Origin of the sequence: Hymenobacter latericoloratus (genome assembly GCF_014199535.1) — a bacterium.
In the GTDB taxonomy this organism is placed as follows: Bacteria; Bacteroidota; Bacteroidia; order Cytophagales; family Hymenobacteraceae; genus Hymenobacter; species Hymenobacter latericoloratus.
Genome location: NZ_JACHNV010000003.1, coordinates 728,514 through 740,944 on the forward strand (window position 1 = coordinate 728,514; position 12,431 = coordinate 740,944).

At 61.7% G+C, this 12,431-nt stretch carries 11 protein-coding genes; 6 read left to right on the forward strand and 5 right to left on the reverse strand.

All coding sequences use genetic code 11. From position 1 onward, the window contains the following. Nucleotides 1-63: 63 nt before the first annotated feature. Complete coding sequence (locus GGU46_RS13635; protein ID WP_183404064.1) at nt 64-1,872, reverse strand: M61 family metallopeptidase; 1,809 nt, start codon at nt 1,870-1,872, stop codon at nt 64-66. 179 nt (nt 1,873-2,051) lie between these two features. Between GGU46_RS13635 and GGU46_RS13640 the strand changes: the two genes are divergently transcribed. The 3 genes from GGU46_RS13640 to GGU46_RS13650 all read left to right on the forward strand — a co-directional run bounded on the left by GGU46_RS13640 (nt 2,052) and on the right by GGU46_RS13650 (nt 4,588). Continuing rightward, nucleotides 2,052-2,609 carry a C40 family peptidase gene (locus GGU46_RS13640; protein WP_183404065.1) on the forward strand — a complete coding sequence of 186 codons (558 nt, stop codon included), beginning with the start codon at nt 2,052-2,054 and terminating at the stop codon, nt 2,607-2,609. Nucleotides 2,610-3,321: 712 nt separating this feature from the next. Further along, nucleotides 3,322-3,762: a DUF2147 domain-containing protein gene (locus GGU46_RS13645; RefSeq protein WP_183404066.1), complete on the forward strand. Its 441-nt coding sequence runs from the start codon at nt 3,322-3,324 to the stop codon at nt 3,760-3,762. 166 nt (nt 3,763-3,928) lie between these two features. After that, nucleotides 3,929-4,588, forward strand: a complete 660-nt coding sequence (locus GGU46_RS13650) for a hypothetical protein (protein ID WP_215906348.1) — start codon at nt 3,929-3,931, stop codon at nt 4,586-4,588. An 82-nt stretch (nt 4,589-4,670) separates the two neighbouring features. On the opposite strand, the gene GGU46_RS13655 is transcribed toward GGU46_RS13650, so the two are convergent. After that, a complete protein-coding gene (locus GGU46_RS13655) occupies nt 4,671-6,695 on the reverse strand; it encodes a M1 family aminopeptidase (RefSeq protein ID WP_183404068.1) in 2,025 nt (674 codons plus the stop codon). Between the two features lie 149 nt (nt 6,696-6,844). Here GGU46_RS13655 and GGU46_RS13660 point away from each other — a divergent pair, with 149 nt between their 5' ends. Further along, nucleotides 6,845-9,091, forward strand: a complete 2,247-nt coding sequence (locus tag GGU46_RS13660) for a gliding motility-associated C-terminal domain-containing protein (RefSeq protein ID WP_183404069.1) — start codon at nt 6,845-6,847, stop codon at nt 9,089-9,091. A 108-nt stretch (nt 9,092-9,199) separates the two neighbouring features. Here GGU46_RS13660 and GGU46_RS13665 read toward each other — a convergent pair whose 3' ends face one another. The 3 genes from GGU46_RS13665 to GGU46_RS13675 all read right to left on the reverse strand — a co-directional run bounded on the left by GGU46_RS13665 (nt 9,200) and on the right by GGU46_RS13675 (nt 10,661). Continuing rightward, entirely contained in the window at nt 9,200-9,844 is a 645-nt protein-coding gene (locus tag GGU46_RS13665) for a cytochrome c oxidase subunit 3 (RefSeq protein WP_183404070.1), read from the reverse strand. Nucleotides 9,845-10,087: 243 nt separating this feature from the next. Next, nucleotides 10,088-10,435, reverse strand: coding sequence for a hypothetical protein (locus tag GGU46_RS13670; protein ID WP_183404071.1), 348 nt, complete (start codon nt 10,433-10,435; stop codon nt 10,088-10,090). After that, the gene (locus GGU46_RS13675; protein WP_183404072.1) at nt 10,428-10,661 is read right to left on the reverse strand and encodes a hypothetical protein; all 234 of its coding nucleotides are present in this window, start codon (nt 10,659-10,661) and stop codon (nt 10,428-10,430) included. Before GGU46_RS13675 ends, GGU46_RS13670 begins: the two co-directional genes overlap by 8 nt. A 209-nt stretch (nt 10,662-10,870) precedes the next feature. Between GGU46_RS13675 and GGU46_RS13680 the strand changes: the two genes are divergently transcribed. Together GGU46_RS13680 and GGU46_RS13685 are read left to right on the forward strand one after the other, a co-directional pair. Next, the gene (locus GGU46_RS13680; protein WP_183404073.1) at nt 10,871-11,668 is read left to right on the forward strand and encodes a TapB family protein; all 798 of its coding nucleotides are present in this window, start codon (nt 10,871-10,873) and stop codon (nt 11,666-11,668) included. A gap of 42 nt (nt 11,669-11,710) precedes the next feature. Next, nucleotides 11,711-12,259, forward strand: coding sequence for a DUF4920 domain-containing protein (locus GGU46_RS13685; RefSeq protein ID WP_183404074.1), 549 nt, complete (start codon nt 11,711-11,713; stop codon nt 12,257-12,259). Nucleotides 12,260-12,431: the final 172 nt, after the last annotated feature.

The window sequence follows — 12,431 nt, forward strand, 5'->3', positions numbered from 1 at the left end:
GAAAAACCCCGGCCTGCTGGGCAGGCCGGGGTTTCGGAAAACACGGCTGTGTGTGGTTGCTATTTAGTTGCGCACGGGCAGCCACTTGGCCAACACCGCCTGCTGCTCGGCGGTGGGGCTGGCCTGCCGCTCAATGCGGTAGCGGCGCAGCGGGTTGGCCAGCAGCGGGAAGCTCAGCTCTTTGATCTGTCCGTCGCGGTTGACCAGCAGCTTCACCGTGGAACCGGCAGCCCGGCCGGCCAGCAGGCGGTTCACGTCGTCGGTGACGCGGGCCCCATCTACGGCCAGAATTTCGTCGCCCACGCTCAGGCCGCCCTGCCAGGCGCTACCCTCGCGCAGCACGCTGCTCACCGTCTGGCGCCCCCCAGCCGCGCTGATGCTGGCGCCCAGGCTGGCCTCCGTGGCGGCGGCAGCAGCTACCGTCAGCTTCAGGCCGGCGTAGCCCAGGGCCTGCTCGTAGGGCAGGGTTTCAACGCCGTACACGTGGCGCCGGAAGAAATCATCGAAGCGGCGGCCGGCTACTTTAGCTACGGCATCCTGGTACTCTTCGTCGGTGAAGCCGCGGCCCAACTGCTTGTAGTACCGCTCGTAGAGGTAGCGCATCACGTCGTCGAGGCTTTTCTGGCCCTTGGTTTCGTGAATGATCATCAAATCCAGCACGGCCCCTATAACCTCGCCCTTGTCGTAGTAGCTGATGCCGGTGTTGGCGGAGTTCTCGTTGGGGCGGTAGTACTTGATCCAGGCGTCGAAGCTCGACTCGGCGGCCGACTGCTGCCGGTTGCCGGGCGTGTTTTCTACGCGGTTAATGCCGTTGCTCAGGTCGCCGAGGTACTCGTCGGGCGAGACAAAGCCGGCCCGCTGCACAATCAGGTTGGAAAAATACTCGGTGCCGCCCTCGCTCACCCACAGCATGCGGGTGTAGTTTTCCTGGTCGTAATCAAAGGGCCCCAGGGCCACGGGCCGGATGCGCTTCACGTTCCAGAGGTGGAAGTACTCGTGGGCCACCAGGCCCAGAAAGCCCTTCCAGCCAGCTTCCGAGGAATAGGCGTTGCGCGACACGGAAAGGGTAGTCGAGAACAAGTGCTCCAGGCCGCCGGTGCCCCGGTCAATATTGTGCACAATGAACAGGTAGCGGTCCAGAGGGTTCTGACCCACTACTTTCTGAGCTTCTTCGCACACGCGCTGCATGTCGCGGGTCAGGCGCTGCTCGTCCACTTTTGGGTCGCCGAACATGGCTACCGTGTGGGGCGTGCCGTTGGCCGTGAAGGTGTAGAGCTTCTGGTTACCAATTTCGATGGGCGAGTCGGCCAGCTCATCGTAGTTAGAGGAACGGAACGTGAACGTGCCGCCGGCCGGCTTCAGGCTGGTGCTCACCTGGCTCCAGCCCTGGGCGGGCTGTACTTCCAGGGTGCTGGCTAGCTGCTTGCCCTCGGCGGGGTACATGAACACGCTGGTGCCGTTCACGTAGCCGTGGGCCGCGTCAATAAAGCTGGTGCGCACACTCAGCTCGAAGGCATAGACCCGGTAGCGCACCGCGAAGCTCTTGGCCTTGGGGTGGTACACGCGCCAGGTATTCTTGGTTATTTTCTCTACCCGCAGCTGCTCGCTGCCGGCCGTAGCCCGGAAGCCTTCCACGTTCTTGGCAAACTCGCGCACCAGGTAGGAACCGGGAGCCCACACGGGCATTTTCACATCCGTATAGGCTTTGTTAAAGCCATCGAGCTTCATTTCTACCTCAAAGTAGTGCGTTTGGGGCGCGGGCATCGAGAGGGTATAGCGCAGGGTGGGCGCCGCGGCCGCGGCCGAGCCGGCCTGGCTCAGCAACAGTCCCAGGGCCGCTACCGCCAGATGGCGGGTACGAGTCAGGAGCATCAGGTAAGAGGGTGAGAAAGTGAATGAGTGGTTGTAGTGGCCAAAGAACGGCGAAAAGCGCCCAAGGCTGCAAGCCAGCCCCGAAAATAGCCCTACCCCTTCCCCCCGGCTCGACCACCCGGAACCCGTGCCTGGCCTTCCCCGTTACGAAGTCAGCAGTACGATCTGCCTCTGCTTCTATGCGCTACGTTTGGCTGGCTTTTCTGCTCCTGGTGGGCCTCGTGGCAGGCGTTGCGTTTTGGCCGCGCCGCGCGCCCCAATCCGTGGCGCGGCTGCGCCCACGTGTGGTGGCCCCGGTTCATGCTACGGCCTACCTCATCAGCCACCAGCCTACCCCCCGCGCCGACAGCATTGTGGCCTTTGCCCTGCGCCAGCTGGGCACCAACTACTGCTACGCCGGCACTACCCCCGAAACCGGCTTCGACTGCTCGGGCTTTGTGAATTACGTGTTTGCCCGCTACCGGGTACCGGTGCCACACTCCACGGCCCTGCTCATCAGCACCGGCCGGGCGGTGGAGCGCACCCAGGCCCGCCCCGGCGACATTGTGGTGTTCACCGGCACGGCGGCTACCTCTACTACCCCCGGCCACGCCGGCATTGTCATCAGCAAGCCCGGCGAGCGGCCGCTGCGCTTTGTGCATTCCTCCTCGGCCCGCCGCGAGTCCGGCGTGAAAATCAGCCAGGTGGAGGGCACTGATTATGAGCGCCGCTTTATGCAGGTGCGGCGGGTGCTGTAAAGCGAGCGGCAAGATGGTGAACTGGTGAGTTTGACGCTCTGGCGCGCCGGGTGCACAGACAGGACGCCAAACTCACCAGTTCACCATCTTGCCATCTCACCTGCGCAATAAAAGAGCGATGCCCGGCCGCCTATGCAGGTCCTCTTACTGAGGCTGCTGGGCGAACCGGGCATCTAATCCTTCAAATCTTACCAAGCGATGAGTCTGGGGTAACAGCCCCATCATCCACTTAACCAGTAAGACCTTGCCAGAATGCGGGAACTACTCAAATGGGAGTAAGCTCCGCGCGAAAGCTGTTGTTAAGCGCGTCCGGCGGTGAAGCGGACTACATTCGACAGGCTTGGCAGGATTTGGTTGGGACTACTAGACATTTTGTACCTCCTTTCTTTAGATCCGACATAACCCGGGCCGCGCTACCCAGCACCTTAGGGCTGCTTGGCGGGGGCTGTAGCACTCGCTACGGTAGGTAAAGTTAAAAGCCCCCCGGATGGTTCAAAATAAAAACACTATTATTTATAGCTCCGGCGCCGCTTTTTAGCCATCTGCCTGACCATCAACCGCTTTAAAACACAATTATTTTTAATAAAAACCACGGGACGTAATCTGGCCCTAAAGTTGCCTCTCCACGGGTGGTGAAAAAGTGGGACTCCAGCACTTCTTCCTGACTTTTCCCTATCTTTTTCCCGGAAAAACTCTCACCATTTCTCTCACCATGAAAAAAATTCTGTTCCTGTGCCTGGGTATGTTCCTGGGTCTGCTGGGGGCCGCTTCTGCCCAGTCTCTCTCTCCTCTAGGGGTGTGGACCAACGCCGAGAAAAAGGCCACCTTCGAGATTTACAAGTGCGGCAATAAGCTGTGCGGTAAAATTGTAAGCCTGACGGTGCCAAACGACCCGAAAACCGGTAAGCCCAAAATGGACACCATGAACCCCGACCCCAAGCAGCGCACCCGCCCGCGCCTGGGCCTGGTGTTTATGCAAGGCTTCGAGTACGACGATGACAACAAGTGGGACGACGGCAAAATCTATGATCCGGAAAGTGGCAAAACCTACTCCTGCTACATGAAAATGCTCAATGCCAACAGCATGGAAGTGAAAGGCTACATCGGCTTCTCCATGATTGGCAAGTCGCAGACCTGGACGCGGGTGAAATAAGCAACGACCGTTGCGCACTGTTGCTCTAGGGCGGCGCTTCCTTTAGGGAGGCGCCGCCCTATTGTTTTGCATGGAGTTAAGCCCGCACGGAGGTAACCAACGGTAAAGTGGCTCGCTGTTTGGTAGTAGTTGACCCACGGTCCCGCAAAACCATTTGCCGGGGGCCATGTTACTCCTCTACACTTTCCTTACTACATTGTTGAATCTGTTCAAACGGCTTTTTTCAGGCTCTGCTCCCGCTTCTGCCGACTGGCAGCCGCTGCAGCGCAGCGCGGCCGAGGAGCAGACGCGCCAGCAGTGGGTGGCCCGGCAGGTTTATCTGAACTGGATGGGCCCTTACTTCAAGGCGTACCATTACCAGAAAGCGGGGCTGCCCAACGGCCAGTTTCGGGTGGAGCTGGCCCGGGATGCCGCGCGGCCGGGCGCCGTGTTTCTCTACGACCCCAGCATCGGGCCCGGCAACTTCCGTCACCTCTTTGATTTTATCCGGGACCGAATCCTGGCCCTGGGCTACCATTTGGGTGCCTCCAGCCAGCGCACCCTGCACCACGAGCAATACACGGAAACCACCCAGAAGCACTTTCTGAAGCCCCAGCCCCAGGATTGCACCGCCACCGGGCGCTGCAACCAGCGCTTCGGCAACATTACGGTGGACTTGGTGAGCATCAACGGGCAGCCGGGCTTTCTGCGCCTGCTGAGTAACCCCTTCGCCGACGCCATTTTCACCCCCGCTCATTCTTTTGATGAACTTATGGAGGCGGTGTTCAACATGCCCGAGGCGCCGCCCGAAGTGCAACAGCTTATCGGCAAATACGCCCGCCGTTAGCTTCTGCGGGGCAGCCCCTTCACACACGAGCCCTTCTGCCGGTGGCACAGAAGGGCTCGTGTATGAAGCTACGGGGGGTGCGCTAATCGGCCTGGCGAACAAAGCGGGCCTGCGAAATCAGGCCGGCCGCATCGGTAACGCGCAAGTGGTAGAGGCCGGGAGCCAGTTGGCTGGTCTGCAGCAAGGGTGCAGCGGCGCTGATGGTCTGGCGCAGCACTACCCGGCCCGTAGCATCCGACACCTCGGCCTGCGCACGGGAGCCGGCAAAATCCGCAACGCGAAGCTGGTCGCGGCACGGGTTCGGGTACACGGTGAGGGCGGCGGCCAGCTGAGCAATTTTGCTGGCAGTTATCAGCCTATTGTCGCGGATGTTCATGCCCGCGCGGCTGAGAATCCACTTATTGGGGTTGGGCAGGACAGTGAGTATTGGTCGGGACTCGGTGAAGCTCACCGACACCTGGGGCTTGTCCTGGCGCAGGCGCACGATGCGGCTGGTATTGTCAGTGAAAGTCAGCAGGTATTCCATTTCCACGTCAAAGAAGGGCGTCACGGTTGGCATGGAGGCGGTTTCGGTGGCTTCCAGATACACCGTAGAGCCGACCTGGTTCCAGCGAATGGAAATGGTAGGGAAGCCCTCACCCCGCAACCACTGGTCAAAGAAACTCTGCAGCGAGCGGCCGGCTTCGGCTTCAAAGATGCGCTGCAGGTCGCGGGTGCGGGCGGTGCGGCCGGCGTAGGTGGTCTGGTAGGTGCGCAGGGCCCGGAAAAACTTGGTATCGTCCTGGAGCAGGTAGCGCAGCATATGAATGACTGCTGCCCCTTTCTTGTAACTGAGACGGGAGCTGAAGATGCGGCTGACGTTGGTAGTGTCGGAAACCAAAACGCTGCCGCCGGGCTGGCTCATGGCGGCGGTGTGGGCCTGGTCCAGCCACTCCCGGCTGGCCGCCGGGGTAGAAAAGCGGTTCAGGGACAGGTACTCTCCGTAGGAGGCAAACCCCTCATTCAGCCAGATGTCTTCCCAGGCCCCGCAGGTTACGTTGTCGCCAAACCACTGGTGAAACAGCTCGTGGGCCGTGAGCGTGAAGTTGAAGCCGTCCTGGGTGGTCATGGTCTGGTGCTCCATACCGCCCCCGATGGGCGCCATGCTGTGGCCGTACTTTTCGCCCGCGAAGGGGTAGAGGCCCACCAGCTCGGAGAAGTTTTCCAGAAAGCCAGGGGTGCGGTCAATTTCGGTGCGGTAGAAATTCAGGGCCTGCTGGTTGTACACGTAGTTGACGATAGGAATACGGGGTCCGCCGGCCGGGTTGGCATAGTTCACGTACTCAATATAGGGCCCCACGGCCACCGAAACCAGGTAGTACGCCATGGGGTAGCGCGACTTCCACTCGTAGCGCACTTGGTTGCCGGGCTGGGACGTTACGGCCCGGAGCACCCCGTTGGAGCCCACCCGGTTGGTAGCGGCCGTGGTAATCCACACGTCCACGGAGTCGGCCTTATCCGTGAGCACCTGCTTGCAGGGCCACCACTCGTAGGCGTTGTAGGGCTCCGAGAGGCTCCAGGTAGTGCTTACCCCGTATCCTGGCGCTACCCGGGTGTTAAGGGCATTGCCGATGGCCGCCGCGTTGCTGTTGGGGGCCGTGCCGTGGTACACTATCTGGGCCGTGAACAAGGCATTGGGCGCTACGGGCTGGCTCAGGCCCACGGTTACATCACCCAGGCCCTGGCGGCGCACTCCCTGCGCGCTGTTTCCCCCCACGTACACGGCGTCAATTACCAGGGAAGAGTACAGCTCGAAGGCCAGGGAATCGAGCCCCTGCGGCCCGGCCTGCCCTTTGATGGTTACGGTGCCGCTCACATCGCGGGACGTATTGCTCAGGTTCAGATCCAGCTTGTAGTACTTCACGTCGTAGCGGGCCATCTTCTGCCGGTGGCTAAGGCTGGCGTAGCCAACTGAGCGCTGGGCGGCTCCTTCGTGCACCTGGGCGCAAGCCGCGGCAGCGGCCCCGGTCAGGTCGGCGGGCGCGGGCTGGTACGTGGGCAGCTGGGCCGTGGCCAGCACACTGCTGAGCAGACCGGCAAGGGTAAAAAAAGGGCGTAAGGCGGGCATGGGGCGGGACCAGAAACGGATACGAATAGAAAAGCAGGATGCTGGCAGCAAGGTAAGCAGCCGCCCCTAGAAAAACGTTGAGAAGCAATGGCTTTGGGTTGAATGCACTGTATCTTTCAGTATTGCTCACTGACTACCTGCGCCACCCGATGCCAACTTCTACTCTTGCGCTTATTTGCCGACGGAGCATTCTGCTCTGGCTGCTGTGCCTGCTGGCCCCGGCCGCCCGGGCCACCCACATTGTGGGTGGCGAGCTGGATCTGCAGTATTTGTCCGGCAACAGCTACCAGCTCACCCTTAACCTGTACTTTGATGCCGTAAACGGGCAGGCCGGTGCCCTCGATCAGGAGATTACGGCCAGCATTTTCGAGAAGGGCAACAACCGCCGGATGCAGGACGTGACGCTGCTCCTGACCAGCAATACCCTCGTCAACTATACTAACCCGGCCTGCACTACCCCCTCCCTGGTTACGAGGCGCCTGGTGTACTCCCGGCTGGTTACCCTGACAGGCCAGGCCTACGGCAGCCCCAATGGCTACTACGCCGCCGTGGAACGCTGCTGCCGCAACAATGGCATCAGCAACATTATAGATCCGGGCGGGGCCGCCCAAACGTTCTACCTGGAGTTTCCGGCTGTGGTGCGCAACGGCCAGGCCTTCCGTAACTCCACGCCGCGCATCTTTCCGCCCCTGAGCGACTACGCTTGCCGCGGCGAGCTGTTCTACTACGACTTCAGCGGCACCGATGCCGATGGCGACTCGCTGGTGTACGACCTGGTAACGCCCCTGAACGGCTCGGCCAATACGTTTACCCCCAAGCCCGCCCGCGCCTCAGCGGCTCCCTACAGCACGGTGCGCTGGGCCGATAGCCTTTCGGTAAACCGCCAGATTCCGGGGCGGCCTACTCTGAGCATCGGGCGGTTTACGGGGCGGCTGGAGGTGCTGCCTACCCGGCTGGGCTTGTTTGTGTTTGGGGTGCGCTGCACGGAGTACCGCAGGGGCGTGCGGCTGGGAGAAGCCCGGCGCGATTTTCAGCTCAAGGTCATTAACTGCCCCACCAACGCCCGTCCGAAAGTGGTGATGCAGGTGCCCGGCCGCAGCCGGTTTTACCAGTTCGGGCGCGACACCCTGCGCATGTCGCCCGCCACCAGCCGGTGCTTTACCCTCAAGTTCACCGACCCGGACCCCACTTCGGCCCTGACGTTATCAGTGCGGCCGGTAAATTTTTCAGTGCCCCTGCCCACGCTCAGCGTCCGGCAGGGCATCGTGCGGGCCCCTGGCGCCCCCGATACGCTGGTGTCCCAACTGTGCTTCCCGGCCTGCTTTAACACCCGCGGGCAGGTATTTCTGCTGGATATAATTGTGGCCGACGATGGCTGCAGCCTGCCCAAGCGCGACACCGTGCGGGTGGCTGTTACCTCCATCCCCGACCCCAACGCCCCGCCCCTGCTGCGCACCACCGCCGCCCTACCCCTCCGGGCCCGGCCCGGCGACCTGATTACCTTCGATGTAGTAGCCACGGACCCCGACAACGACCCGCTGACCCTGGAAATGAGCGGCCGGGGCTTCTCACCAACGGCCCTGGGGGCCCAGCTAAGCCAGCAGCAAGCCGGCGGCCAGCTAACCGGCCGCTTCAGCTGGCGCGTTGATTGCCGGGCCGTGGATAAGCCGCTCTACGAGTTTGAATTTACGGCGGTGGCTACCCCCTGCGCCGAGCGGCAGGCCACTACGGTGGTTGTGCCCATTCAGATTGACTACCTCAACCATGCTCCCGAGTTGAGTAGTACCCTGCCGCCCGCGGCTGGCTCCCCGCCCGTACCCGTTGTAATCAGGCGGCCCATTGGGGGCGTGTACGAGGCTACCTTGGCGGGGCTGGATATCGACCGGGACGCCCTGACGCTGGCCGCTACCGGGGCCGGCTTTACGCTGGCCGAGGCCGGCATGACCTTCGAGGCCCGCAACGGCACGGGCGAGGCGGCCGGCACCTTCCGGTGGGAAGCCAACTGCGAGGCCGTGCGCCGCAACGGCCTGGAGGTGACGTTTGTACTGCAGGAAAGCACCTGCCGTCCGCAGCCCCAGACGCGCGTGGTCCGCTTCGAGGTAGAGCCGCCCCCGGTTCGGGAATTCATCCCCTCGAACATCATCACGCCCTACCAGCGCGACGATAAAAATGACTACTTCGAGCTGGATAACCTGAAAAACAACCTGCCGCCCGACTTTTGCGACTCCCGCTTTGCCGACATTGATATTTTCAACCGTTGGGGCGCGTGCGTGTATCACACCACCAACCGTAGCTTCCGCTGGGACGGCGGCGGCCTGCCCGCCGGGGTGTACTACTACCTTATTGAGTTCACGGACAACAAACGCTACAAAGGCACGGTAACCATTGCCAACTAACGGGTTGCCGTTTCACAGAAAAAACCCGGCCAAGCCGGGCTTTTTCTGTGGTATGCGGGTGGACTTTGTAACACGTACAAGGGCATTACGCAGCAAAACAGCCGAGTTCTAATACAAGAACAGAAACACCGCGAACAGCCCTACCCATAGCACATCAATAAAGTGCCAGTACAGGGTAATCATGCGCAGTTGCAGGCGGCGGTAGGGGTTGCGGATGAATACCAGGCTCCGGACGGCGTCGCGGGAGGCGTGGTGGGTACGTAGCAACAGGGCCAGCAGAAACAGCATGCCGCCCAGCAGGTGGGCTACGTGCAAGGCCGAGAGCAGGTACACAAACGTGCCACTAGCCACCCCATCCAGGGCTACGCCCTGGGTGGTCAGCTCGCGCCAGCCCAGCACCTGCAGGCCGGCAAACACGCTGCTCAGCAGCAGGGTGGCCCCCAGGCAGCGGCCCAGCCCGGCCAGGTCGTCGTGGGCATACAGGCGGCGGGCCTGGTTAATGGTGTAGCTGCTGATGAGCAGCACAATGGTACTCAGGGAGAAAAACCGGGGCAGCGGGTAGATGCCCGTGGGGGCGTCGCTCTGGTGGCGGGTGTAGGCGTAGGCTGCTACCAGCATCAGGAACAGCACGGTAATACCGCCCAGGCCCAGGTACAGCATCAGGAGCATGGGCGGGACCCGCTCCATGCGCTGGAAGGCCGAAGCTGGCCGGCCGGCTCCAATTTTGTTGGTTCGTTCTTGGTCGGAATTCATGAGGTGAGAGGCGAGGCTGCGTGCCAGTAAGCAAACCAATCTGAAGCCCTTTAGTTCCGGCCCGGCGGGGCTAACCTGGCGGTAAGAGCATTGGACCAAGATACGTAAAAAGCTCCTCGCCCGGCGTGCTTCTTTCGGGCGAAATGCACGCGTAGCGAGGAGCTTTATTTTTTGAAACGCCCTCAGCCCCAGGCTCTACCTTACCCTTGCGGGCAGAACGTCGGCCGTGGGCGGCCGCATACCTCAAGTGCCCCGAAAAAACGAGCCGATTTTGCCCAGCACGGCGTTCAGGGTAATCTTGGCCGAGCGGCCCGTGCCGAAGGTGACGTGAGTTTTGCCCGCTACCCGCATGTCTAGCACCAGCCCCAGCTGCAGGGCCAGGTCGTTGAGCTGCTGCAGCGGATCCAGCGGCGGGCTGGTTTTGGGCTTGGGAGGGGCGTTCGGGTCTTTGGGCGGGCCGCTGGTAATCTTATCGAAAACGCGCTGGCTGGGAAAGTTGATGATAAGGTAGCCCCCGGAGCCCGCAATTTGTACGTCGTCGCCGTCGAGGGTGATAACCAGCCGGGCTTCTATGTCGAGGCCGCTAGCCAAGGTTGCTGGGGTTGGCGGGGGGTAGGGAATTAGCGGGCGGGTTTTCGCCGCGGGTGCGGATGCGCAGGGAACCGTTCAGGCGCCAGGTGGTGGGCGTGGTGGGGTTGGCGGGGTTGGGCACCTGCAGCTCCATCTGCTCGAAGTTGAGGGCTACCTCTACCCCCCCCGAAAGCTTGGACAACATGGAAGCGGCCGTATCGGCCCAGGAAGTAGGTTGGTCTGGCATAGCAGCTTGGTAAGAATGAAAAGAAACGTGAACGCGCCGGACAAGGGCCGCCTACCTGCCCAAACGGCCCGGCGCGGGGCAAGTTACGAGTTGGGGCTGGCAAGACCTTTGCCTCCGGTGCCGGAAGCCGTGGCCGCCTGGGCAGCATCAAAACCGGGCGGGCTGCGTATGCAGCTCAACGGTTGGTTTTCCACCCTTTTTCTCGCTCTATGTCTTCCCTTCGTCTTGTGGTAGCCGGCCTCAGCCTGGCCGCTACCCCCGCCCTCTCCCAAAACCTTTCCGCCCTCGACTGCGCCCACCCCTTCGGCCTCTACGATAACATGGAGCTGGTGTACCAGCTTCAGGATGCCCACGGCAAAGCCACCGGCACTATTCGCAACCGCGTGGTCAGCCTGGGCTCGGAGCAGAACAAGAAGCAAACCATCACTACCAATACCGTGCTGCTGAAAAGCGGCCTCTACGATGCCAGGCACAAGCTGCTGCACCTCCAGGACCTCACCTTCCGCTGCCGCCAGGATACCAGCTTTACCGATGGCTCCAACGAGCTGAATCCCGAGAGCCTACGCTCCTTCCGCGACCGGCGCTTTGCCTACGCGCCCGTGCCCCTGGCCTGGCCCAATCAGCCCACGGTGGGCTCGGAGCTACCCAGCGGCGGTATTACGGTGCAGGTCAGCAGCACGGCCGTGGATATTGCCCAGGTATATACCACCGTGCAGAAGCGCCGCGTAACGGGCACCGAAAGCATTACTACCCCCGCCGGCACCTTCCAGTGCTACAAGGTGGAAGCCGAGCGGGAAAGCGCCACGGCCGCCCGCGCCGATATGGTGATGCGGAACGTAGTACGGGTGGTCGATTACTACTCGCCGGCCGTGGGCATTGTGAAGTCGGAGGTGTACGACAAGAAAGGCAAGCTGGAGCAGGTGCGCCTGCTGGCAGCCATCAATAAAGAGTCGGGGGCGGATGCAGTGGAGAAAAACAAGGAGAAGTACAAGGTCAAAAAATCGTAACTTCCGGTCGGGTTTTTCATTCATCTCTCAGCCTCTTTGCTCATGCCGAAGTCCTTCTTATACGGTGCCGCGTTTGTTCTGCTAGCCCTAAGTCAGCCCTTGAGCGCCAGCGCCCAGAAAAGCAAAGCCAAGCCCAAGGAAGCCTGCGACGACAAGGCCGAAACGGCCGCCCAGGCCAAAGCCGCAACCCAGGCTCCCGGCAGCATCTACGGCGCCAGCTTTGCCGCCGCCGATGCCCGCCCCGTAAGTGAGCTGCGCCAGCTCCTGGGTACCCGCGACTCCGCCCAGCTGAAGCTGGTCGGCACGGCCGAGGCCGTGTGCCAGGCCAAGGGCTGCTGGCTGACCATGGCCCTGCCTGATGGTCAGAAGGTACGGGTGCGCTTCAAGGACTACGCTTTCTTCGTGCCTAAGGACATTTCCGGCCGCCGCATAGTTGTTAATGGTTGGGCCCACCGTGAGGTAGTATCGGTGGCCGCGCAGCAGCACTACGCTCAGGATGCCGGCAAATCGGCCCAGGAAATTGCGGCCATCACCCGCCCCCAGGAGCAGCTCAACTTTGAGGCCGACGGGGTGCTGATTGAAGGCAAATAACCTGGCTTCTCAGGCGCCGGCTTGGTTCACTAAGACTGTATTTGGGCAAACCCGTCTGCTAACTCCAGGCGGGTTTTCTCGTTCACCGACTCACATAAAGCCGTAGCTTGCACCCCTGAACATCGGGCGGGCAGGCGCCGGCTTTCCCCTTCGGCCGGCGCTTGTGCCTGTG